The sequence below is a fragment of the Mesorhizobium sp. M1E.F.Ca.ET.045.02.1.1 genome (genome assembly GCF_003952485.1).
In the GTDB taxonomy this organism is placed as follows: domain Bacteria; phylum Pseudomonadota; class Alphaproteobacteria; order Rhizobiales; family Rhizobiaceae; genus Mesorhizobium.
Genome location: NZ_CP034447.1, coordinates 3,539,659 through 3,561,196, shown reverse-complemented (window position 1 = coordinate 3,561,196; position 21,538 = coordinate 3,539,659). Strand labels below are relative to the sequence as shown.

The following is a 21,538-nucleotide window of genomic DNA, read 5'->3' as shown; positions in this document are numbered from 1 at the left end:
ATGCGGTTTTCGGGTGGCGAGACTCGGGGGGAATTGCGATATTGTTCCCTATCTGTACTGTAGATGTACCCGTTTTTCGCGGTTTGCGAAAAGGAGCCCATCATGGAAAACGCATCACCGATCACGGCCGGCCACGCAGTGTTAGAAACAGTGATCGGCTTCATGGGCATTGCCTGGAGCGAAAAAGGCCTGATCCGGCTCTGCCTGCCCGAACGCAGCCGTGAAGCGATCGAGCGCCGGCTGTTTCGCCATGCCGGCGTTTCAAGCTCTACCGAACAGCCGAAATGGGTGGTCGAATTGATCGCCTCGATCAAGGCCTATGCGGCCGGAGAGGATGTCGATTTCTCCGGCGTGCCGGTCGATCTCGACGGCGTCGACGATTTCCGTCTCGCCATCTACGACGCCGCGCGCAAGCTCGGCTTCGGCGAGACCACCACCTATGGCGAATTGGCCAAGCGCGCCGGTCATTCCGGGCTCGCGCGCGAAACCGGTGCCGCGCTCGGTGCCAACCCGGTGCCGCTGGTCATTCCGTGCCACCGCATCCTCGCCGCGGGCGGCAAGATCGGCGGCTTCTCCGCGCCCGGCGGTTCGGCCACCAAGGAGAAGATGCTCGCCATGGAAGGCGTGCGCGTCGGCCCGCCTCCGGCCGCGCAGGCATCATTCGGTTTCTGACAAAACCTGCCGAACGCCGGGCTCCCCTAGCGATGCGGGAAGAGGCGGCGTCGAAAATGCCGGTCGAAGTCCGGCCGCTTGCAGACATAGACGGGGCAGGACTTGGTGTCGGCGCTGGGCACATAGGCCCTCGCCCTCACCTCGCCCATGTTGCAGAAGCGCTCGTCCCGCACATAGCGATCATAAAGCGGCAGCCCAGGCACGCGCGACGACTGGTAGCGCAGGATGATGGCGCCCTGCCTGGCGATCGTCGCCTGCACGCGACCGCAGCTCATGCGCGTCGGGTCGTAGCGCGAGACAGCCTGTGCCTCGGCGGCCACCAGCATCAGGCAGGCGGCAAGCAGAATGGTTCTCATGGTCCTCTCCTACAATCGCGCGCGTGTCTTCCCTCCACAACGCGCGCCTGACCTCAAAACTTCCACGCTATCAGGGCACCCATTGGGAGCATGCCTGCAACTCCATCTTGTTTTCATCCGCGAACCATACTATATCCGCTCCATTGAATTTGGCCGATCGATCGGGCCTCGCGATCTTCGCGTTTGCTGACGTCTATCTCCAAAATTTCGATACCGCCGGCTGGACTTCGGTCCGGTCAAACCAAAGCAAATGTGAAGGACATTCTAATGGCAACTGGTACGGTCAAGTGGTTCAACGCCACCAAGGGCTTCGGCTTCATCCAGCCTGACAATGGCGGTGCGGACGTTTTCGTTCACATCTCCGCCGTCGAGCGCGCTGGCATGACCAGCCTCATCGAAGGCCAGAAGATCAACTTCGAGATCGAGCAGGACCGCCGCACCGGCAAGTCCGCTGCTGGATCTCTGAGCAAGGCAGCCTGATTTCGCGCAGGGCGCGCGCTGGGCGAGAGCCTGGAGCGCGCGGCGAGTCACGGATGTACTGACGGTCGCGCGACAAGCGCGCCGGAGCGGAAGGACCCGACAAGCCGAAGCGGCGGATTGCCGACGGCCCGGCCCCAACGCTCCCGATCAGGCTACCGGCATAGGAAGGCGGGCATTGCCCGCCTTTTTTGTTGCCTGATTTCCGGCGATTGGCGAAACCGGCGAAGCTGCATCCTTCTCCCCGTCATTATACGGGGGAAGTGCCCGGCAGGGCGATGAGGGGCAGCGCGACGGGTCGCGACAAGCTTCGCTTGCTTTGCCGGAGATCCAGGTAGCAAATCAACGCCAGAGGTCGGCGCCGCCCTCATCTGGCTGCCACCATCTTCTCCCCGTATAATGACGGGGAGAAGGACGCTCTCGTCGAAGCTTTCGCCAATTGCCGACGTGGCCTGCTCAGGGCACCCACTCGATCGGCACGTGCCCTTCGTCCGCCTCGACCCGCTTCAGCCATTCCACCACGGCCGGATAGGCGTCGAGCTGGAAGCCGCCCTTCTCGGCGGTGTGGGTGTAGGCATAGAGCGCGATGTCGGCGACGCTGTAAGCGCTGCCGGCGAAGAAGGCGTTCTGCTCCAGATGCTTGTTCATCACGCCGAGCGCCTTGTTGCCGCGCTCCAGCGTCAAGGCGAGCCGTTCCGGTGTGGCGTCCTTGGCCCTCTCCGGAAAGGTCAGCAGCGCCTTGCGCACCGCGATATAGGGCTCGTGGCTGTACTGCTCGAAGAACAGCCACTGATAGGCCAGCGCCCGCTCATATCTGTCGGCCGGCAGGAAGCGCGTGCCTTCGGCGAGATAGAGCAGTATGGCGTTGGATTCGGCGATGCGCCTGCCGTCGTCGAGCTCGAGCAGCGGCACCATCGCGTTCGGGTTCTTGGCGACGTAGTCGGCCTTGCGCGTCTCGCCGGTATGCGAACTCACCTCGATACGGGTGAAGGGAATGCCGAGCTTAGCCATCAAAAGACGCGGCTTGTAGCAATTGCCGCTGTCGATCATGTCATAAAGTATCATGGCCCTCTCCGGCATATCGAGCGATCAAGAAGCCTCTAACTTGCTTCTGCGAGTCCCATCCATTGATTTGTTTTTGAGTGAAAGCATCAGCGACGCTGATGCAAGGGCACGACCTTGTTGTCCATGCCGAGCAGCGCGTCGACCGAGAGCGGCTCTTCGTTGAAGACCGTGCCGGCAAGCGCCGGCCGGGCAAGGTGGTATCCCTGCAGGAGGTCGACGCCACCGTCGAGTGCCACGCGCAGATGGGTGGCCTGCTCGATGCCTTCGACCAGCACCTTGGCGCCGCGGTCGTGCAGCATCGAGACCAGCGGCCGGAAGAACCGCTCGGCAGCGGCGTGGCGGCAGAATTCGGCGAACCAGCCCCCGTCGATCTTGACGATGTCGGGCGACAGCAGGCCGATGCGCGCTTCGGTCGAATGTCCGGTGCCGAAATCGTCGATGGCGATGCGGATGCCGTCATGCCTCATCTCGCGCACCAGGCTGGCGAGCACATGGTCATCGGCCGCCTGTTCGGTGATCTCGCAGACCAGCATGGCAGGCTCGAGTCCGAAATCGCCGAGATGCCTGGTCATAAGGCGGATCTCGGCCAGCGCCCGCCCGAGGTGATCGTTGATCATCGGGTCGTAGTTGAAGAACAGCGTAAGCCCATCGACGCCGATGTTGCGGTAGTTGCCGAGATGCAGCATCCGGCACATCGTCTCGACAAAGAGGCGATCCGATGCCGCTACGCTGTCGAAGAAAACCTGCGGCGCAACGGGTGTCGCGACCCGGCGCGGCTCGATCAGCGCTTCGACGGCGACAGCCTTGAGCGTCCTGCCCTGCGGCGCGAAGATCGGCTGATAGGCGCTCCACAGCCGGAACTCGCGATAGACACCGAACTGGAGGCCGATCTCGTCGGCGAAGATCGCCTCGGCGGCATTGCGCCGCCTCTCGGGCCGCGCATTCATGGCGTCACCTTGCGCCCGAACGCCTTCGCAGGCCGCGACGGCGGCACAGGAGCGGGACTGGTGGCAAAATTGGCCTTGCTCTCGTCAGCCGCAGGCACCTGCATGCTCTTGCCGAAACCGCGAAAACTGGTCGAGGCGAGCTCCGGCCGGGCAAGCACATAGCCTTGCACCATCGAGGCGCCGGATTTCTCGGCGAGGTCCAACTGCCAGCCTTCCTCGATACCTTCGAAAACCGTCCGGATACCCTGGCTTTCGAAGCTCTTCACCATCGCGCTCAGCAGCGCGAAACCGGCCCCGGACTCCATGAGCTGTGTGATCCAGTGGGCGTCGAACTTGACGATATCCGGCCTCAATTCCTTGACGCGGTTGATGTCGGAATCGTCGGCGCCATAATCGTCGACGGCGATGCGGAAGCCGTTGGCTCTGAGCGCTTCGACAAAGCTGTAGAGCGTCTCCTGCGAAGCCGACCTCTGCTCGGTCACCTCGCAGACGATGCGGCGCGGATCGATGCCAGCCTCGTGCAGCACCAGGCGCATGTCGCGCAGCGCCTTGTCGACAATGGCGCGGTCGGTGAACACCGACGGATCGAAATTGATGAAGATGGATGCCTCTTGCGGCAAACAGGCGCCGGCGTTGAGCAGGTGCAGCGTCCTGGTCAGCCCCTCGATAGGCAGCCGTTCGCCCGCCGGGCAGGTGCCAAAGAAGCTCATCGGCGACTGCGGCTCGCCGTCGCGGAACGGCCGGATCAGCCCCTCGAAGGCGGCGACAGAAAGCTTGCCCTCGTTGAAGGCGAAGATCGGCTGGAAGGCGCTCTGCAGCGTGTAGATACCCCAGACACCGCTGGAGGTGCCGTCATCATGACGGATGATATGGGCAAGCCCGGTGCTGCGCGACAAGGGTCCCTCGCTCCGCCAAACCAGCGGAATTCAATCAGCCATCCTGCCAGCCAAGGGTTTACCGGTCGTTGATGAATTTATAGTTGCCGCTCACGCCACCTTGACCTCTGGATCATCCGACAATGCTTGCGCTGGGGCCGATGATGCGACATGAGAGGCGCCGCGGCCGCTCCTGGCCGCCATTCTCTTGGAGACGCCCTGTCATGGCCTTTCTTGCCGACGCCCTTTCCCGCGTGAAGCCTTCCGCGACCATCGCGGTGACGCAGAAAGCGCGCGAGCTGAAAAATGCCGGCCGTGACGTCATCGGCCTCGGCGCCGGCGAGCCGGACTTCGACACGCCCGACAACATCAAGAACGCGGCGATCGACGCGATCCGCCGCGGCGAGACCAAGTATCCGCCGGTTTCCGGCATCGTGCCGCTGCGCGAGGCGATCGCCAGGAAGTTCAAGCGCGAGAACAATCTCGACTACCGGCCGGAGCAGACCATCGTCGGCACCGGCGGCAAGCAGATCCTGTTCAACGCCTTCATGGCGACGCTGAACCCCGGCGACGAGGTCATCATTCCCCGCCCCTATTGGGTGAGCTACCCGGAAATGGTGGCGATCTGCGGCGGCACGTCGGTTTTCGCCGACACTTCGATCGACAACGGCTTCAAGCTGACCGCTGAAGTGTTGGAAAAGGCGATCACGCCGAAGACCAAATGGCTGCTGATGAACTCGCCGTCCAACCCGTCGGGCGCCGCCTACACCGAAGCCGAGCTTCGGGCGCTGGCCGACGTTTTGCTCAAGCACCCGCATGTCTGGACGTTGACCGACGACATGTACGAGCATCTGACCTATGGCGACTTCGTCTTCAAGACCATCGCCGAGGTCGAGCCGAAGCTCTACGAGCGGACGCTCACCATGAACGGCGTGTCGAAAGCCTATGCCATGACCGGGTGGCGCATCGGCTACGCCGCCGGCCCGGTGCCGCTGATCAAGGCGATGGACATGATCCAGGGCCAGCAGACCTCGGGCGCCTGCACCATCGCGCAATGGGCTTCCGTCGAGGCGCTCAACGGCCCGCAGGACTTCATCGCCAGGAACAAGGCGATCTTCCAAGGCCGGCGCGATCTCGTCGTCTCGATGCTCAACCAGGCGCGCGGCATCACCTGTCCGTCGCCGGAAGGCGCCTTCTATGTCTATCCGTCCTGCGCTGAGCTGATCGGCAGGAAGACCAGGGCCGGCAAGGTCATCGACAGCGACGAGGTTTTCTGCTCGGAGCTGCTCGACGCCGAGGGTGTCGCGGTGGTGTTCGGCTCGGCCTTCGGCCTTGGTCCGAACTTCCGCATCTCCTATGCGACGTCGGAGACGCTGCTGGAGGAAGCCTGCACCCGCATCCAGCGTTTTACTGCATCGCTGACCTGAACGGCAGCGTAGCCACCCAGATAAAAAAAACCCGGCTTCGCGCGCCGGGTTTTTGTTGACGGCGCTCAGCCGCCATATTGCTCGTCGGAGACGGCCTCGAGCCAATCGGCGTGGACGCCGTCCATCGCCTCCTGCATGGCGACATGCGTCATCGTGGTTTTCGGCCCGGCGCCGTGCCAGTGCTTTTCGCCCGGCGCGAACGAGATGACGTCGCCCGCCCTGATCGCCTCGATCGGCCCGCCCCACGTTTGCGCAAGCCCGGCGCCCGAAGTCACATAGAGCGTCTGGCCAAGCGGATGCGTATGCCAATGGGTGCGCGCGCCGGGTTCAAAGCTGACCAGCGTCGCCCTGAGCCGCGCCGGCGCCTCCTTCTCGATGATCGGTGTCTGCAGCACCTTGCCGGTGAAATACTTTTCCGGCGCAATGATCGTCGGCACGCTGCCGCACGCAATGATCTTCATCGTTCAAATCCTCAATCGTTGACGAAACAGCAAGCCGGAAGCGGCGCATCTCAGGATGTAGTTTCAACCGGCTATGAGGCTAGTGCAACGGGTCTTTCCGCTGCCAATGATGACAGCGTCGAAGCAGCTTTAGTGGTGCGTCAAATCTTTCTGTCAGCTGTTTAAAATACTGTCATAAATTGTTGCTTTTTAACCATAAAATGAGGCAGTCGGCCGAGCATTGGGGAACGAAGCAAGACAGTCGCCGCGCTCAATGTCTTTTTAACCGCTCGGCTCTAGCCATGGCCCGTGCTGTGGGGGGCGCGGACATGAGCATCTTGGCGACAATCAAGGATCATAGCGGCAGGATTTACCGCGGCATTCAGGCACTGCTCGTGGCGAGCATCGCCGCTACGGCAATTGCCGCCTTCGGACTGACCGAAGATGCCTCGCGCGCCACGGCTCTCGCCTTGTCGGCGATATCGACCGGCCTGGCGCTGCTGGTGCTGATGTATATGCGCTCGAGCGTCGTCCAGCGCCTGCAGTCGGCGGCGGACGCCGAAGCCGAGAAGCACCGCTTCCTCAGCGTCGACGCAATGACCGGCGCCATGACCCGGCGCTATTTCCTCGAAGCGTTGAGCGACAGTCTGGGCACCTTGCGCAACCGCCGGCAAGCGAGCCTTCTGTTGATCGACCTCGACCATTTCAAGCAGCTCAATGACACCTTCGGCCACCAGTTCGGCGACCTCGCGCTCGCTTATGTGGTCAAGGAGGCTGAGCGCATCTTTGACGACAGCCTTATCGGACGGCTGGGCGGCGACGAGTTCGGCGTCATCGTCCCGCATGGCGACACGGCTGCCCTCAACAAGGATGTCCGCCGGCTGCTCGACGCGATGCGGGCCGGAAAGCGGCATGAAGGCAAGGTCGTTCCGCTGTCGATCTCGTTGGGGGTTGCGCTTGCGCCGCTGCACGCTTCCAACCCCACCGAATTGATGTTGCTTGCCGATCTCGCGCTCTACGAAAGCAAGGCGGCTGGCCGGGGTCGTGTCACGGTCTTCGACGAGGAGATGCTGTCGGACAAGCGTTATCGCCGGCTCGTGGAGCGCGAACTGCGCGCGGCCGTCTATCTTGGCGAGTTGGAGCTCCACTATCAGCCGATCATGGGCGCCGAGGGCTCCATCGACGCTCTAGAAGGTTTGATCCGCTGGCGTCATCCCGTCCGCGGCCTGATCTCGCCGGCCGAGTTCATCCCGATCGCCGAGCGCTCGACCTTGATCGACATGATCGGCGAATGGGTGTTCAAGCGCGCTTGCGCCGATATCGGCCAGTTTCCGGGGCGACGCATCTCGATCAACGTCTCCGGCGAGCAGTTGAAGCGCGATGAGATCGTCACGATGTGCGACCGCATACTGCGCGAGACCGGCCGGTCGGCATCCGAGTTCATCATCGAGATCACCGAGACGGTCGCAACCGCCGCGACGCCGGAGATCCTCAGGCGCCTGGAAGCCTTGCGCGGGCTTGGCTTCGACATCGCGCTCGACGACTTCGGCACCGGTCATTGCGGCTTCAACTACCTGAAGACCCTGCCCATCGACTGCGTCAAGATCGACCGTTCCTACATCCGCAGCCTCGCCCACGACCAGGTGGCGCAGATCTTCGTTTCCGCGCTCGCCCAGATCGCCCGCATCCAGGACATCACCATCGTCGCCGAAGGCGTGGAGACGTCGGAGGAGTTCACCCTGGCTCGTGCGGCCGGCTGCAGCCGCTTTCAGGGCTATTTCTTCGGCAAGCCGGCGCCGCGCGACAAGACGAGCGCGCTCTGCGCTGCCGATAAACAGTCGCTGGCCCTGAGCGCCTGACAGACTAGGCGCGCTGACAGGCCAAGCGCTGCACAAACTGGGCGCGCCTGACAAAACCAAAGCCGGCGCACTTCCTATTTTTCTTGCCCTCTCCGCGAACCCGTGTGACGATGGCCTTGGGCAGGCGGTGAGCAACAACCCCGCCCGCGACGGCCGAACAGGCCGGCCGCCGCTCTTCACAGAGTGCGATCGGACGCAAAACCGGTTTCCACTTTTGCTGATCGCTCTCTTGGGAAACGCCTGAGTGGAGGTCAGCCATGGGTACTCGCGCCGGAGGACGACGCACGGGACCGAAATGCATTGCCATAGTCGGTCCCTTCGCAAGCGGTAAGACGACACTTCTCGAAGCAATCCTCGCCCGCACGGGCGCCATCCCCCGCCAGAATCCCGTTTCATCGGGCAACACAGTTTCCGATCATTCGCCAGAAGCCCGCGCCCACGCGATGAGCGTGGAGGCCACCTTTGCCACCACGGAATTCATGGGCGAGCAGTTCACCTTCGTCGATTGCCCCGGCTCCATCGAATTCGCCTTTGAGGCCGAGCCGGTGCTTGCAGCCTGCGATGTCGCAGTCGTCGTTGCCGAAGCGGACGAAAAGAAGATACCCGCGCTGCAGCTCATCATGCGCAAGCTCGATGACCTCGGCGTGCCGCGCATCCTGTTCCTCAACAAGGTGGACAAGGCGATCGCCGGCGTGCGCGAGACACTGAAGATGCTGCAGCCGGCGAGTTCGGTGCCGCTGCTGCTTCGCCAGATTCCGTTGCGCAAGGACGGCGTCGTCATCGGCTCGATCGATCTGGCGCTCGAGCGGGCCTATGTCTACCGCGAATATGCCGAGAGCCAGGTCGCCGAGATTCCGAACGACGACAAGGCGCGCGAACTCGAGGCCCGCTTCTCGATGCTGGAGACGCTGGCCGATCATGACGACCAGTTGATGGAGCAGTTGCTGGAGGAGATCGAGCCGCCGAAGGACGCAATCTTCGATGACCTTGCCGCCGACCTCCGTGCCGGCACGGTAACGCCGGTGCTGATCGGCACGGCGGAGAAAGGCAATGGCGTACTGCGCCTGCTGAAGACGATCCGCCACGACGCGCCGGACATCGAGGCGACCCGCAAGCGCCTGGGCGCGCCGGACGGCAACCAGACGGTCGTGCAGGTGATGAAAACCATTCACACCGCGCATGGCGGCAAGCTGTCCGTCTCGCGCGTGCTTTCCGGGCAGTTGGCCGACGCGGCCGAGCTTTTCCTCTCCAACGGCGACACGGCGAAGGTCTCCGGCATCTACAAGATGCTGGGCAAGGACCAGTTGAAGCTGCCATCGGCCGGGGCCGGCGACACCGTCGCGCTTGGCAAGCTCGACAACGCCAGGACCGGCCAGACGCTGAGCTCGGCCAAGGGCGGCATCAAACCTCTGGTCACGCTGGAATCGCCACAGCCGGTGTTCGCCTTCGCGCTGCGCCCCAAGGAGCGCAAGGACGAGGTCAAGATGTCGGCGGCCATCCAGAGGCTTGCCGAGGAAGACCCTTCGCTCAGCCTGCATCACAATCAGGACTCCGCCGAGACCGTGCTGTCGGGTCATGGCGAGATGCACCTGCGCGTGGTGCGCGAGCGCCTGGAGGGCAAGAACCAGATCCCGATCGAAGGCCATTCGCCGGCGGTGCCTTATCGCGAAACGATCCGCAAATCGGCACAGCAGCGCGGCCGCCACAAGAAGCAGTCAGGCGGCCACGGTCAGTTCGGCGACGTGGTGATCGAGATCAAGCCGCTGCCGCGCGGCTCGGGCTTCCAGTTCACCGACACCATTACCGGCGGCGTCGTGCCCAAGACCTACATCCAGTCGGTGGAGACGGGCATTCGCGACTATCTGAAGAACGGTCCGCTCGGCTTCCCGGTGGTCGATGTCGCCGTCAACCTGTCGGATGGTTCCTACCACGCGGTCGACTCCTCCGACATGGCCTTCCAGATGGCGGCGAAGCTGGCGATGAAGGAAGGCATGGCGGCCTGCTCGCCGGTTCTGCTGGAGCCGATCATGAAGGTCGAGATCGTCACGCCGTCCGATGCGACCTCGAAGATCATCGCGCTGATCCCGCAGCGGCGCGGCCAAATCCTTGGCTATGACGCGCGGCCCGGCTGGCCGGGCTGGGACGTGGTCGAGGCGACCATGCCGCAGGCCGAGATCGGCGACCTGATCATCGAGCTGCGCTCGGCGACGGCGGGCGTCGCCAGCTACAAGGCCGGCTTCGACCATATGGCCGAGCTGACCGGCCGCCTGGCCGACGAGGCGATGAACGCCAACGGCAAGGCCGCCTGATCGACTTGTCGAGAACACGAAAACGGCGCCCGGATTTTCCGGACGCCGTTCTTATTGCGGACCGTTTCCTGGGAGGCAAACGGCAGGTCCGCCGCAGCAGGAAAAATGGTTCGGACGCGGTAGCTGCCTGAGCCCGGCCTGTCCGAGTGATGCCCCCATCTCCCGGACCGACCAACCGCGTCCTATGATCTACTTAATCGATAGAGTGCGTCCGCGACATGTTACCCGATGTTACATGTCACTGTTACGTGGCTCCCGCGCACGCATTTCCGGTATCGGCGTGATCTTCGGGCAACAAAAAAGCCGGATCAATAAAGATCCGGCTGAGTTTGATTGGAAGTGCCGATTAGGGCTAACCTCCAGAGGGGAACACTCGAGGGCGCTAATGGGAGGAGAACGCGCCCTGGAGATGAACTATATATGTGCTCATCATGCCCAAGAAACAAGCATCTATTTTGCAACACACGCATGCAAAAAGACGCAGGCTGTGGTCCAACCCATTCCATGGACCGATAGGACCAGAAAAAAATCGCCGAATCTTGGGCATTTTCGCACTGAAAGCGATTGCTGATATGCAAATCGGGTCGGATTCTGCTCCCGAAATACGCTAAATTCAAAATGATGCGGACTCGGGCAGGTCGCGGTTATTTTTGCGGCAGGAAGGGCCTGATGCGGACTTTTTCGGCAATCGCCGGCAGTGCGCTGTTCCTGATTGCGGCACCTGGCGTGGTCGCAGGGCTGATACCCTGGCTGCTGACCGACCATTATCGCATGCCGCTGTCCATGGTGCCGGGTTTCGTGCCTCTGGGCTGGATCCTGGTGATCGGTGCGGCGGGGATCCTGCTTCACGCCTTCGCCCGCTTCGCCCTGGAGGGCCTTGGCACCCCCGCCCCCGTGGCGCCCACCGAGAAACTGGTGGTCGGCGGCATCTACCGCCATGTGCGCAATCCCATGTACGTCGCGGTGCTCTCGATCATCCTCGGCCAGGTGCTCATCTTTTCGAGCTGGGCCGTTTTCGTCTACGGCCTGATCGCCGCGGCGGCGATGATCTCCTTCGTCAAGGTCTACGAGGAGCCGACGCTCGCCCGTCGCTATGGCGCCGAATACGAAACCTACCGCCGCGCCGTGCCCGGCTGGCTGCCGCGCATCACGCCCTGGCGCGGGTAGCAGCTTACGCCCGACGGCGTCTCAGAATGACCAGCTGCGCGCCTTTGCGATGATGAAATCGCGGAACACATGCAGCTTTGCCTGGTTCTTCATCGCATCCGGATAGGCGAAATAGGTGTCGAAGGACGGCACCTCGGTCTCGGGCAGCAACTGGACCAGGTTGGAGTCCTTGCTGATGACGTAGTCGGGCAGCATGGCGATGCCGGCGCCGCCTTGCACCGCGCGCTTGATCGACAGGATGTCGTTGATCTGCAACGTCGGCACCCTTTTCCCGCCCTCGAAATCGCCCACCGTCTCCAGCCAGTTCAGTTCCGACAGATGCGCGGGCACCGGCACGCCGAAAGTGACGATCCGGTGGTTCCTGAGCTCGGCGATCGAGGCCGGCTTACCGAACTTGGCCACATAGGAAGGGGCCGCATAGAGATGGAAATGCACGGTGAACAGCCGGCGCTGGATGAGATCCGGCTGCTGCGGCTGCCGCAGGCGGATGGCGCAGTCGGCCTGGCGCATGGTGAGGTCGAGCTCCTCATTGGCGAGGATGAGCTGCAGGCTGATCTCGGGATAGAGCTCGATGAATTCCTGCACCCGCTCGGTCAGCCAGCCGGCGCCCAGGCCTACCGTGGTCGTGACCCTCAGGACGCCGGAGGGGCGATCCTTGGTCTCGGTCAGCCGCGACTTGATCGTCTCCAGCTTCATCAGCACGTCATGTGCCGTGCGAAACAGCATCTCACCCTGCTCGGTCAGCACAAGGCCGCGCGCGTGGCGATGGAACAGCGCCACGCCGACGTCATGCTCCAGCGCGCTGACCTGCCGCGAGATCGCCGATTGCGACAGATGCAGCGTCTCGGCGGCATGGGTGAACGACCCAGCCTCCGCCGCAGCGTGAAACACGCGTAGCTTGTCCCAGTCCAGCGCCATGATTCCCCTCGTGTTGCCTTTGGCGTCTGAATGAAAAATCAGGCTTTTAAACGGCTTTTCTCAGCCGATCGCTTATTCCGCCGCTTCGCGGTGAACTTCGATCCCCGCCAGATATTTCTCCGCCTCGAGCGCGGCCATGCAGCCCAGCCCTGCCGCAGTCACCGCCTGCCGGTAGACGTCGTCGGTAACGTCGCCGGCGGCGAACACGCCGGGCACGTCGGTGCGGGTGGAATCGGGTGCCGTCCACAGATAGCCGTTCGGCTTCTGCTTCAGCTTGCCGGCGAAGAGCTCGACCGCCGGCGCGTGGCCGATCGCCACGAAGACGCCGTCGACCTTCAGCCGCGACACGTCTCCGGTCGCCACATTGCGCAGCTTCAGGCCCTCGACCGAAGGCGGCAGCGGCGCCTTGCCCGGCTGCCCGGTGATCTCGTCGACGACCGTATCCCAGATGACGCGCACATTGTCCTTCTTGAACAGCCGCTCGCGCAGGATGCGCTCGGCGCGGAAATCGCCGCGCCGGTGGATGACGGTGACGCTCTTGGCGAGATTGGCGAGGTAGAGCGCCTCCTCGACCGCCGAATTGCCGCCGCCGACCACAGCGACATCCTTGCCGCGGTAGAAGAAGCCGTCGCAAGTGGCGCAGGCCGAGACGCCGAAGCCCATGAAGGTCTGCTCCGAGGGAATGCCCAGCCACTTGGCCTGCGCGCCGGTGGCGATGATCAGGGCGTCCGCGGTGTAGACCGTACCGGAATCGCCGGCGGCGCGGAACGGCCGCACATTGAGGTCGACCTCGGTGATGATGTCGTTGACGATCTCGGTGCCGACATGCTCGGCCTGCTTGAGCATTTGCTCCATAAGCCAGGGGCCCTGGATCGGATCGGCGAAGCCCGGATAGTTTTCGACGTCGGTGGTGATCATCAGTTGGCCGCCCTGCTGCAGGCCGGCGACAAGCATCGGCTTCAGCATGGCGCGGGCGGCGTAGATCGCCGCCGTATAGCCGGCCGGACCGGAGCCGATGATGAGAACGGGCGCATGTTTGGTGTTCATGAATAAAGTCCCCTGCGGCTCAAGGCCGTGGTTTGTCGCGCGTAATGTAAGTGCTGCCCGCCAAGCCAGCAAGGCAACTCGGCCTTCGTCCCCGGAAAGCTTCGTCACATGCATACCGGGCCATATCGCTGCCCGTTATCAGAAAAATCATCGTAAAGGGATGGCCTCCGGCACGAAACCTAATTACAAAATCGCGAAAGATTCTTGCGCGAAAGCCGACCATGCCGCTCAAAGCCGATCTCGACGCCATCGACTGGAAGATCCTGCGCGAGCTGCAGAATGACGGGCGCATGACCAATGTCGAACTGTCGAACCGGGTCGGCATCTCGGCGCCGCCTTGTCTGCGGCGCGTCAGGCGGCTGGAAGAGGCCGGCATCATCCGCGGCTACCGCGCGCTCCTCAACGCGCCGGCGCTCGGCATGGATGTCGTCGCCTTCTGCCTGATCGGCCTGCACCATCAGGCCGATGCAGAGCTGAAGACCTTCGCCGAACGCACGCGCGGCTGGCCGATCGTCCGCGACGCCTGGATGGTGTCGGGCGAGTCCGATTTCCTGCTGCACTGCGTGGCGAGCGACCTCGGCACCTTCCAGACCTTCGTCATCGAGGAGCTCGCCTCGGCCCCCAATGTCGACACGGTGCGCACCGCGCTGACCATCCGTCGCGTCAAGGACGAGGGGCTGGTGGCCTTCGAGATGAAGCCCTAGACCCTGCCGCGCTCAGCAATAACGTCGCACAGCTTCCGATGATCGTTGCCTGTCATCAGCTTGCGCGCGGTGAAGGCGCCGTCGCCAAGTTTTCGGTTGACCCGGCTTCCGACTTGCCAGCCTTCCACCAGCCCGGCCCGCCGCCCTGCCTCCATGTCGTCGGCCTTATCGCCAACGATGATCGAGCGACCCGTGTCTAAGTTCAATAGATCGCGGGCGCACAGGAGCATTCCCGGATTGGGCTTGCGCATCGGATGATCGTCTACCGCCAGAACACCCGTGCCGCTTGAATGATAGGCACAGGCAAGCACAAGATCGATCTCGCATTCTTCCGCGTCGAGAAGCTGCAAGAGTCGGCCATTGACTGCCGCGAATTCCGGCCAGCCGAAATAGCCGCGCGCGATGCCCGACTGGTTCGAGACAATGATTGCCGGAAGCCCGACAAGGTTGGCGGTTCGGATGACCGGCAGCATCTCCGGCCGCAGGACAATATCTGCAGGGTTGCTCGGATAGCTGGTATCGACATTGATCGTGCCGTCACGATCGAGAAAGACCGCCGGAAGGCCGGCTGGAAAGGTTCTGGCGCTGGTCCGCTCGACCCACAGGCCGGGCTCGACAAGCGGAAACTCAGCGCCGCCGTCAGCCATTGCTGAGACGCGCTTCGACCGCCTCGCACAGATGGTGGTAGAGGCAAAGATGCCCCTGCTGGATGATTGGCGTCGAGGTCGACGGCACGTTGAGCAGGATATCGGTCAGCGGCCTGAGCTTGCCGCCGGTGTCGCCGGTGAGGCTGATCACCGTCATGCCCATCGCCCGCGCCTGCTCGGCGGCCGCAAGGATGCTCGGCGAATTGCCGCTGGTCGAGATGGCAAGCAGCACCGCGCCCTCCGATCCATGTGCCTCGACCTGGCGCGAAAAGACCGTGTCGAAGCCGTAGTCGTTGCCCCAGGCGGTCAGCACGGCGGCATTGGCCGGCAGCGCGATGACGTTGTAAGCCTTGCGCTCCTTGAGGAAGCGGCCGACCAGTTCGCCGGCAATATGGATGGCGTCGCTCGCCGAACCGCCATTGCCGCAGATCAGCAGCGCCTTGCCTTGCGAGAGCGCCGTCACGACCGTGCTCACCGCGCGTTCCATTTCACCGGTGAGGTCGCGCTCGACCATCGCCGAGATCGCCGCCGCCGAGCGGACCAGATAGTCGTTCAGTTCGGACATGAAATCCTCAATTCGTGCCGCCGGCGCGCAGCTTGCCTATCGTACCGGTGGTGCTTTTGCCGGCAACGAGGTCGACCAGCACCACGCGCCCGCCTGCCTTCTGGACCACGTCGGCGCCGACCACGGTGTCGACGGTGTAGTCCGCGCCCTTGACCAGGATGTCCGGCAAGAGCGCCTCGATGAGCGCCAGCGGCGTGTCCTCCTCGAAGACGACGACCGCATCGACCGAGGCAAGAGCCGCGAGCACGCAGGCGCGGTCATGCTGGTCGTTGACCGGGCGCCCCGGCCCTTTCAGCCTTCGCACCGAGGCATCGCTGTTGAGGCCGAGCACCAGCCGGTCGCACTGGCTGCGCGCGGCATGAAGCAGGCTGACATGGCCGGCATGCAGGATGTCGAAGCAGCCATTGGTGAAACCCACCGTCAGCCCCTCTTCCTTCCAGGCCGCCACCATCCGCGCGGCTGCACTGGCGTCCAAAATGGCATCCTTGTGGGCGACCGGCCCGTGCGAGCGGAACAGCGCGCCGGAGAGCTCCTCGACCGTCAGCCGTGCCGTGCCGCGTTTTCCCACCACGACGCCGCCAGCGGCGTTGGCGATTGTAGCGGCCTGCACGCGATCGGCGCCTGCGGCCAGTGACAGCGCGAAGGTTGCGATGACCGTGTCGCCGGCGCCGGAGACGTCGAACACTTCGCGCGCCTGTGTCGAGATATGGCGGGCATCCTCCGCCGTGACGACGCTCATGCCCTTTTCGCTGCGCGTGGCGACGATGAACTCGAAGTCATGCACGGCGATCAGGTCGCGTGCCGCAGCCGTGATCTCGTCGTCGCCGAACACCGCGCGTCCGACCGCCTCGCCAAGCTCCTTGCGATTGGGCGTGACCGCCGTCGCGCCGGCATAACGCGCATAGTCTCGGCCCTTCGGGTCGACCAGCACCGGCTTCCCGGCATCGCGGCAGATCGCGATCAAATCGGCCGCCACGCCGTCGAGCAGGATGCCCTTGCCATAGTCGGACAGGATGACGATGTCGGCGCGCGCAAGCGCTGCCTGGAAATGCTCGACGAGCGTCGCGCGCTCGCCGCGGGACAGCGGCTTGATCTCCTCCTCGTCGAAGCGCAGCACTTGCTGGTTGAGCGCGCTGAAGCGGCTCTTCGACGAGGTCATGCGGTCTTGCCGCTGTGTCAGGCCATCGGTATCGGCGCCGAGTTCGCCGAGCATGCGCATGAGGTTGTCGCCGGCCTGATCGGCACCGATCACGGACACAGGGATGGCAGCGCCACCCAGCGATACGATGTTGGAAACGACATTGCCGGCGCCGCCCATGGCCAGCATCTCGCCCCGCCCATGCAGCACCGGGATAGGCGCCTCGGGCGAAATGCGCTCGATGACGCCGCTGACGAAGCGGTCGAGGATGAAGTCGCCAACCACCAGCACGGTAACGTCGCCAAAGCGGGCGATGGCACGATGCAAGGGTTCCGGGGAAGGCAGATGCTGCTTGATCATCTCACTGGCACGCGCCTGAAAGGCGGTTTCTTGATCAGGGTTGCAGCGCCGGAAATCCGGCGCCCATGGTTCTTCGCGATGCCGATATACCGCAATTGGGGCCAGCGCAACGCCGGGCCGGGGCGAACACGCGCGAGTGAAGCGTGAGCTTTGCGGCGCGACTGTGGCCGAGCGAACGTCCTACATGCGTTTGACGTGCTTTATCGACACTCCCACCGGCGTCCCCTATAAGAGCCGGAATCGGCAACGGAACCAGAGGCCTTCATGATCATCGTCACGGGCGGCGCCGGCATGATCGGCTCCAACATCGTCGCCGCGCTCAATGCCGAGGGGCATGACGACATCGTCGTCGTCGACGATCTCACCGACGGGCACAAGATCGCCAATCTGGCCGACCTCCGCATTGCCGACTATCTCGACAAGGACGAGTTTCTGGCCCGGCTGGAGGACGGCGGGCTCGGCCGCATCGAGGCTGTCTTCCATCAGGGCGCCTGCTCGACCACCACCGAATGGAACGGCAAGTTCATGATGGACGTGAACTATGCCTATTCGAAGCGGCTGCTGCACGCTTGCCTCGCGCTGCGCGTGCCCTTCCTTTATGCCTCGTCGGCCTCGGTCTATGGTGGCGGCAGCGAATTCCGCGAGGAGCCCGAGTGCGAGCGCCCGCTCAACGTCTATGCCTATTCCAAGAAGCTCTTCGACGATTACGTCCGCCGCAACGTCGACACCGACCATTCGCAGGTGACGGGGCTACGCTATTTCAACGTCTACGGACCGCGCGAGGCGCACAAGGGCGCCATGGCATCGGTTGCCTTCCATCTCTTCAACCAGGTCGAGCAAGGCCAGAACCCGAAGCTGTTCGGCGCCTATGATGGCTTCGGTCCGGGCGAGCAGAGCCGCGACTTCATCCATGTCGGCGATGTCGCCGAGGTCAATCTGTGGCTTTGGAAACGAGGCCTGAGCGGCATCTTCAACTGCGGCACGGGCCGCGCCCAGCCGTTCCGCGCCATCGCCGAGACGGTGATCGGCACACTCGGCAAGGGTGAGATCGAATTCATCCCCTTCCCTGACCACCTCAAGGGCAGCTATCAGAGTTTCACGCAGGCCGATATGTCCCGCTTGCGCGCGGCCGGCTACAATGGCCAATTCCGAACCGTCGAAACCGGCGTCAGAGACTATGTCGAATGGCTGAGAGCCCAACGATCCTCGTGATCGGCCCACGCTGGGTGGGCGACATGGTCATGGCCCAGTGCCTGTTTTCGGCGCTGAAGGAACAGCATCCGAACGCCGCGATCGACGTGCTGGCGCCTGGCTGGGCCGCACCCTTGGTCAAGCGCATGCCCGAAATACGCTGTCAGATCGACTTTCCGCTGATGCCCGGCGCGCTGGAATTCCGCAGCCGCAGGCGCTTCGGCCGCCTGCTGCGCGGCCGCTACGACATGGCCTATGTGCTGCCGGGAAGCTGGAAATCGGCGCTGATCCCGTTCTTTGCCCGCATTTCGCGCCGCGTCGGCAATTTGAGGGAAATGCGCTACGGCCTGCTGACCGATATCGTTCCCCTGCCCGACGCCCTCAAGCGGCGCACGGCGCGCGCTTATTTCGGCCTTGCGCGCGGCGGCACGTTTCGCGCGCCGAAGCTCACTGTCGACACAGCCAACCAGACGGATCTGCTGGCGCGGTTCGGGCTCGACGAAAAGAAATTCGTCGCCTTGATGCCTGGCGCCGAGTTCGGCCCGGCAAAACGCTGGCCGAGCGAACATTATGCCGAGCTTGCACGAGGAATGATGGCAAAAGGTTTGGGTGTCGCCCTGCTCGGCTCGAAGAACGACGCCGAGGTTACCGGCGAGATCGCAAGGCTCGCGCCGGGCTCTGTCGATCTTGCCGGCAGGACGCGGCTCGAGGATGCCATCGACCTGATCGCCGCGGCGAAGCTTGCGGTCTCGAACGACAGCGGGCTGATGCATGTCGCGGCCGCCGTCGGCACGCCGATCGTCGCCGTCTACGGCTCGACCTCGCCCGAGAACACGCCGCCGCTGACCGATCGCTCGGAACTGATCTGGCTTCATCTTTCCTGCTCGCCCTGCCACAGCAAGACCTGCCCGCTCGGCCATCTCAACTGCCTGAAGACGCTCGACGTCGCACGGGTCGCTGCCGCGGCCGACCGGCTGCTTAGGGTTCCGGCAGCCGCATGAAGGTGCTGATCGTCAAGACATCGTCGATGGGTGATGTCATCCATACCTTCCCGGCTGTCGAGGATGCGCTCCGCGATCGCCCGGACATAAGCTTCGACTGGTGCGTGGAAGAGGCCTTTGCCGGCGTCGTCGCCTTGCATCCAGCGATAAAGTCTATCCACAAGGTGGCGATCCGGCGTTGGCGCAGGAAGCCACTTGACGGCGGCACTTGGCGCGAGATGGCCGGCCTGCGCCGCGCGCTGCGTGCTGGTCATTATGACCTGGTCATCGACGCCCAGGGGCTGTTGAAGTCGGCCGTTGTCGCCAGGCAGGCTGGCGCACCGATCGCCGGCTTCGACCGTTCGAGCGTCCGCGAGCCCTCGGCAACGCTGTTCTACGATCGCGGATACGCGGTCCCGCGCGACCTGCACGCCATCGAGCGCACGCGGCGGCTGTTCGGCCTGGCGCTTGGCTACGAGCCCGATCTTTCCCGTCTCGGGTCCGGCATAGTGCCGCCGGCAGGTAACCTTCCCATCCTTGAAGGCAGGCTTGCCTTCCTGCTGCACGGCACCAGCCGCGAGGACAAGAAATGGCCGGTCGACGACTGGATCGAGACCGCGCGCCAACTGGTGGCCAGGCAATTCGCGCCGGTCGTCACCTGGTCGAACGAACAGGAAAAGCGTGTCGCCGAAGCGATCGCTGGCGACGTGCCGAAAACGGTGCTGGTCCCAAAATCGCCGCTTGCCGAGATCGCCGCGATCCTCGGCCGGTCGACGCTGGTGATCGGCGCCGACACCGGTCTCACCCACCTCGCCAGCGCCTTCGGCCTTCCGACGGTCGCCATATTCCTGGCGACGGAGCCGGGCTTGACCGGCCCGCGCGGGCCGTTCTCCTCGACCCTGCTGGCGCCCGCAGGCGGCAGGGTGACGCCGGCCGAGGTGATGGCTGAAGCGGAACGGCTGCTGGCACAGCGCGCTTTCTCCCCCGCAAGGGGGGAGATTAAGAGCTAGATAAACTGCACCTGGACGATCTCGTACCCCCTGGCGCCGCCCGGAGCGTTGACCTCGATGGCGTCGCCGACTTCCTTGCCGATCAACGCACGCGCGATCGGCGAGGAGATCGAGATGCGGCCGGACTTCACGTCCGCTTCCTGGTCGCCGACGATCTGATAGGTCTTCTTTTCCTCGGTATCCTCGTCGACCAGCACGACGGTCGCGCCGAACTTCACCTTGTCGCCGCTGAGCTTCGTGACGTCGATCACCTCGGCGCGCGCGATCAGGTCCTCAAGCTCGTTGATACGGCCCTCATTGTGGCTCTGCGACTCTTTCGCGGCGTGGTACTCGGCATTTTCGGACAGGTCGCCATGCGAGCGCGCTTCGGAGATCGCCTCGATGATGCGCGGACGCTCTTCCTGCTGGCGCCAGCGCAGTTCTTCCTTCAATGACGCGAACCCCTCGCCTGTCATCGGGACCTTGATCATATACCTGACCTTTCCTGCCGCCGCCCCCGCTTATCGGGAGCAGCCTTGTCGATGGTACAAAAAGAAAACGGTCCGGCAGCCTCGGGCTAACGGAACCGTTTCACCACAATTTCCCCGAATATAGCGATCTTCGCGCGATTTTCACGCCCAAAAAATCAACTTTGGCAAAATCATCACCGCTTTCATGCGGTTGATGTGGCAGCGGCAAGCAAAAAACCGGCTGCGATCGCTCGCAGCCGGTTCGAAAAGTCTTGGGACTGAATCAGCTCCTCAGGAAATGGTCGATCTGCTCGGAGAGCATGCCATATTCGCGCGAGCCTTTGCCTGTCCGCTTCTCGATCTCCTTCAGCTGCTCCTGCGCGCCGGCAAGATCGCCGATCTGCAGATGGGCCTCGCCGAGATATTCGCGCACCAGCGTGTAGTCGGGATTGATGCGCAGCGCTTCCTCGTAATAGCCGAGGCCGACCGTGATGCGGCCGGAATGGCGGTGCGAATAGCCGAGATAGTTGAGGATGCGCGGATCCTGCTTGTTGGCGGCTAAAGTCAGCACCGAGATCGCCTCGTCATAGCGTCCGGCCATCGCGAGATCGTGGCCCGCTTCGTAGATGCTGTCGTCATCCAGCATGCCATATTGCGGCTTTACGCATTTGTTTTTCTTCTTGTCCCAGACCTCGCCCTTCTTGCACTGGGTGGTGCCACCACCGCTGCCGCCACCACCGCCTTCGCCGGCCGTGAAAGCTGGCGCCACAAACAGTGGCAGGGTCGCAACAGCCAGGACCTGAACAAGCAATCGTCTGCGCATCGATGCCTCCTTGAGCGTGACAATGGCAGACTAACGCCGCCTTGATGCGGTTTCATCCCGAAAAGCAGGTGACGGCCGAACTATTTCGAATGTTCAAGGCGGCTCGGCTGCT

The 21,538-nt window shown here is 63.5% G+C and carries 22 protein-coding genes; 10 read left to right on the top strand and 12 right to left on the bottom strand.

Annotation, left to right across the window (positions count from 1 at the left end):
- The first annotated feature begins 102 nt into the window (after window positions 1–102).
- The gene (locus tag EJ070_RS17235; RefSeq protein WP_126092447.1) at window positions 103–672 is read left to right on the top strand and encodes a methylated-DNA--[protein]-cysteine S-methyltransferase; all 570 of its coding nucleotides are present in this window, start codon (window positions 103–105) and stop codon (window positions 670–672) included.
- Between the two features lie 26 nt (window positions 673–698).
- Here EJ070_RS17235 and EJ070_RS17230 read toward each other — a convergent pair whose 3' ends face one another.
- Window positions 699–1,028 (bottom strand): hypothetical protein, encoded by a 330-nt coding sequence (locus EJ070_RS17230; protein ID WP_126092446.1) that lies wholly within the window; start codon window positions 1,026–1,028, stop codon window positions 699–701.
- A gap of 267 nt (window positions 1,029–1,295) precedes the next feature.
- Between EJ070_RS17230 and EJ070_RS17225 the strand changes: the two genes are divergently transcribed.
- The gene (locus EJ070_RS17225; protein ID WP_126092445.1) at window positions 1,296–1,508 is read left to right on the top strand and encodes a cold-shock protein; all 213 of its coding nucleotides are present in this window, start codon (window positions 1,296–1,298) and stop codon (window positions 1,506–1,508) included.
- 453 nt (window positions 1,509–1,961) lie between these two features.
- Here EJ070_RS17225 and EJ070_RS17220 read toward each other — a convergent pair whose 3' ends face one another.
- The 3 genes from EJ070_RS17220 to EJ070_RS17210 form a co-directional block, all read right to left on the bottom strand.
- Window positions 1,962–2,570 (bottom strand): glutathione S-transferase family protein, encoded by a 609-nt coding sequence (locus tag EJ070_RS17220; protein WP_126092444.1) that lies wholly within the window; start codon window positions 2,568–2,570, stop codon window positions 1,962–1,964.
- An 86-nt stretch (window positions 2,571–2,656) separates the two neighbouring features.
- A complete protein-coding gene (locus tag EJ070_RS17215) occupies window positions 2,657–3,517 on the bottom strand; it encodes an EAL domain-containing protein (protein WP_126092443.1) in 861 nt (286 codons plus the stop codon).
- Window positions 3,514–4,413: an EAL domain-containing protein gene (locus EJ070_RS17210; RefSeq protein WP_126092442.1), complete on the bottom strand. Its 900-nt coding sequence runs from the start codon at window positions 4,411–4,413 to the stop codon at window positions 3,514–3,516. The genes EJ070_RS17215 and EJ070_RS17210 overlap by 4 nt, the downstream gene beginning before the upstream one ends.
- Window positions 4,414–4,616: 203 nt before the next feature.
- Between EJ070_RS17210 and EJ070_RS17205 the strand changes: the two genes are divergently transcribed.
- A complete protein-coding gene (locus tag EJ070_RS17205) occupies window positions 4,617–5,819 on the top strand; it encodes a pyridoxal phosphate-dependent aminotransferase (protein WP_126092441.1) in 1,203 nt (400 codons plus the stop codon).
- 65 nt (window positions 5,820–5,884) lie between these two features.
- Here the strand turns inward: EJ070_RS17205 and EJ070_RS17200 are convergent, their stop codons facing one another.
- Window positions 5,885–6,280 (bottom strand): cupin domain-containing protein, encoded by a 396-nt coding sequence (locus tag EJ070_RS17200; protein WP_126092440.1) that lies wholly within the window; start codon window positions 6,278–6,280, stop codon window positions 5,885–5,887.
- Between the two features lie 308 nt (window positions 6,281–6,588).
- On the opposite strand from EJ070_RS17200, the gene EJ070_RS17195 reads away from it, so the two are divergent.
- From EJ070_RS17195 to EJ070_RS17180, 3 genes are all read left to right on the top strand, one after another.
- A complete protein-coding gene (locus tag EJ070_RS17195) occupies window positions 6,589–8,118 on the top strand; it encodes an EAL domain-containing protein (protein WP_126092439.1) in 1,530 nt (509 codons plus the stop codon).
- 257 nt (window positions 8,119–8,375) lie between these two features.
- Window positions 8,376–10,427: an elongation factor G gene (locus EJ070_RS17185; protein ID WP_126092437.1), complete on the top strand. Its 2,052-nt coding sequence runs from the start codon at window positions 8,376–8,378 to the stop codon at window positions 10,425–10,427.
- 669 nt (window positions 10,428–11,096) lie between these two features.
- Complete coding sequence (locus EJ070_RS17180; protein WP_126092436.1) at window positions 11,097–11,594, top strand: isoprenylcysteine carboxylmethyltransferase family protein; 498 nt, start codon at window positions 11,097–11,099, stop codon at window positions 11,592–11,594.
- A gap of 21 nt (window positions 11,595–11,615) precedes the next feature.
- Here EJ070_RS17180 and EJ070_RS17175 read toward each other — a convergent pair whose 3' ends face one another.
- Window positions 11,616–12,512: a LysR family transcriptional regulator gene (locus EJ070_RS17175; protein WP_126092435.1), complete on the bottom strand. Its 897-nt coding sequence runs from the start codon at window positions 12,510–12,512 to the stop codon at window positions 11,616–11,618.
- 72 nt (window positions 12,513–12,584) lie between these two features.
- Window positions 12,585–13,559: a thioredoxin-disulfide reductase gene (gene trxB / locus EJ070_RS17170; RefSeq protein WP_126092434.1), complete on the bottom strand. Its 975-nt coding sequence runs from the start codon at window positions 13,557–13,559 to the stop codon at window positions 12,585–12,587.
- Between the two features lie 221 nt (window positions 13,560–13,780).
- Here trxB and EJ070_RS17165 point away from each other — a divergent pair, with 221 nt between their 5' ends.
- Window positions 13,781–14,263: an Lrp/AsnC family transcriptional regulator gene (locus EJ070_RS17165; protein WP_126092433.1), complete on the top strand. Its 483-nt coding sequence runs from the start codon at window positions 13,781–13,783 to the stop codon at window positions 14,261–14,263.
- Here the strand turns inward: EJ070_RS17165 and EJ070_RS17160 are convergent.
- From EJ070_RS17160 to rfaE1, 3 genes are read right to left on the bottom strand one after another with little or no spacing between them, the layout of a single operon-like run.
- The gene (locus EJ070_RS17160; RefSeq protein WP_126092432.1) at window positions 14,260–14,910 is read right to left on the bottom strand and encodes an HAD-IIIA family hydrolase; all 651 of its coding nucleotides are present in this window, start codon (window positions 14,908–14,910) and stop codon (window positions 14,260–14,262) included. The genes EJ070_RS17165 and EJ070_RS17160 overlap by 4 nt on opposite strands.
- Window positions 14,903–15,475, bottom strand: a complete 573-nt coding sequence (locus EJ070_RS17155; protein ID WP_126092431.1) for an SIS domain-containing protein — start codon at window positions 15,473–15,475, stop codon at window positions 14,903–14,905. The genes EJ070_RS17160 and EJ070_RS17155 overlap by 8 nt, the downstream gene beginning before the upstream one ends.
- 7 nt (window positions 15,476–15,482) lie before the next feature.
- Entirely contained in the window at window positions 15,483–16,973 is a 1,491-nt protein-coding gene (gene rfaE1 / locus EJ070_RS17150) for a D-glycero-beta-D-manno-heptose-7-phosphate kinase (protein ID WP_126092430.1), read from the bottom strand.
- Between the two features lie 264 nt (window positions 16,974–17,237).
- Between rfaE1 and rfaD the strand changes: the two genes are divergently transcribed.
- The 3 genes from rfaD to waaC are packed head-to-tail and all read left to right on the top strand — an operon-like array spanning window position 17,238 to window position 20,154.
- Window positions 17,238–18,185 (top strand): ADP-glyceromanno-heptose 6-epimerase, encoded by a 948-nt coding sequence (gene rfaD, locus EJ070_RS17145; RefSeq protein WP_126092429.1) that lies wholly within the window; start codon window positions 17,238–17,240, stop codon window positions 18,183–18,185.
- Window positions 18,158–19,165, top strand: coding sequence for a lipopolysaccharide heptosyltransferase II (waaF, locus tag EJ070_RS17140; RefSeq protein WP_126092428.1), 1,008 nt, complete (start codon window positions 18,158–18,160; stop codon window positions 19,163–19,165). The genes rfaD and waaF overlap by 28 nt, the downstream gene beginning before the upstream one ends.
- Window positions 19,162–20,154 carry a lipopolysaccharide heptosyltransferase I gene (gene waaC, locus EJ070_RS17135; RefSeq protein WP_126092427.1) on the top strand — a complete coding sequence of 331 codons (993 nt, stop codon included), beginning with the start codon at window positions 19,162–19,164 and terminating at the stop codon, window positions 20,152–20,154. The genes waaF and waaC overlap by 4 nt, the downstream gene beginning before the upstream one ends.
- On the opposite strand, the gene greA is transcribed toward waaC, so the two are convergent.
- Window positions 20,151–20,624, bottom strand: coding sequence for a transcription elongation factor GreA (gene greA / locus EJ070_RS17130; RefSeq protein ID WP_040970906.1), 474 nt, complete (start codon window positions 20,622–20,624; stop codon window positions 20,151–20,153). The genes waaC and greA overlap by 4 nt on opposite strands.
- Before the next feature lie 262 nt (window positions 20,625–20,886).
- The gene (locus EJ070_RS17125; protein WP_126092426.1) at window positions 20,887–21,426 is read right to left on the bottom strand and encodes a tetratricopeptide repeat protein; all 540 of its coding nucleotides are present in this window, start codon (window positions 21,424–21,426) and stop codon (window positions 20,887–20,889) included.
- Window positions 21,427–21,538: the final 112 nt, after the last annotated feature.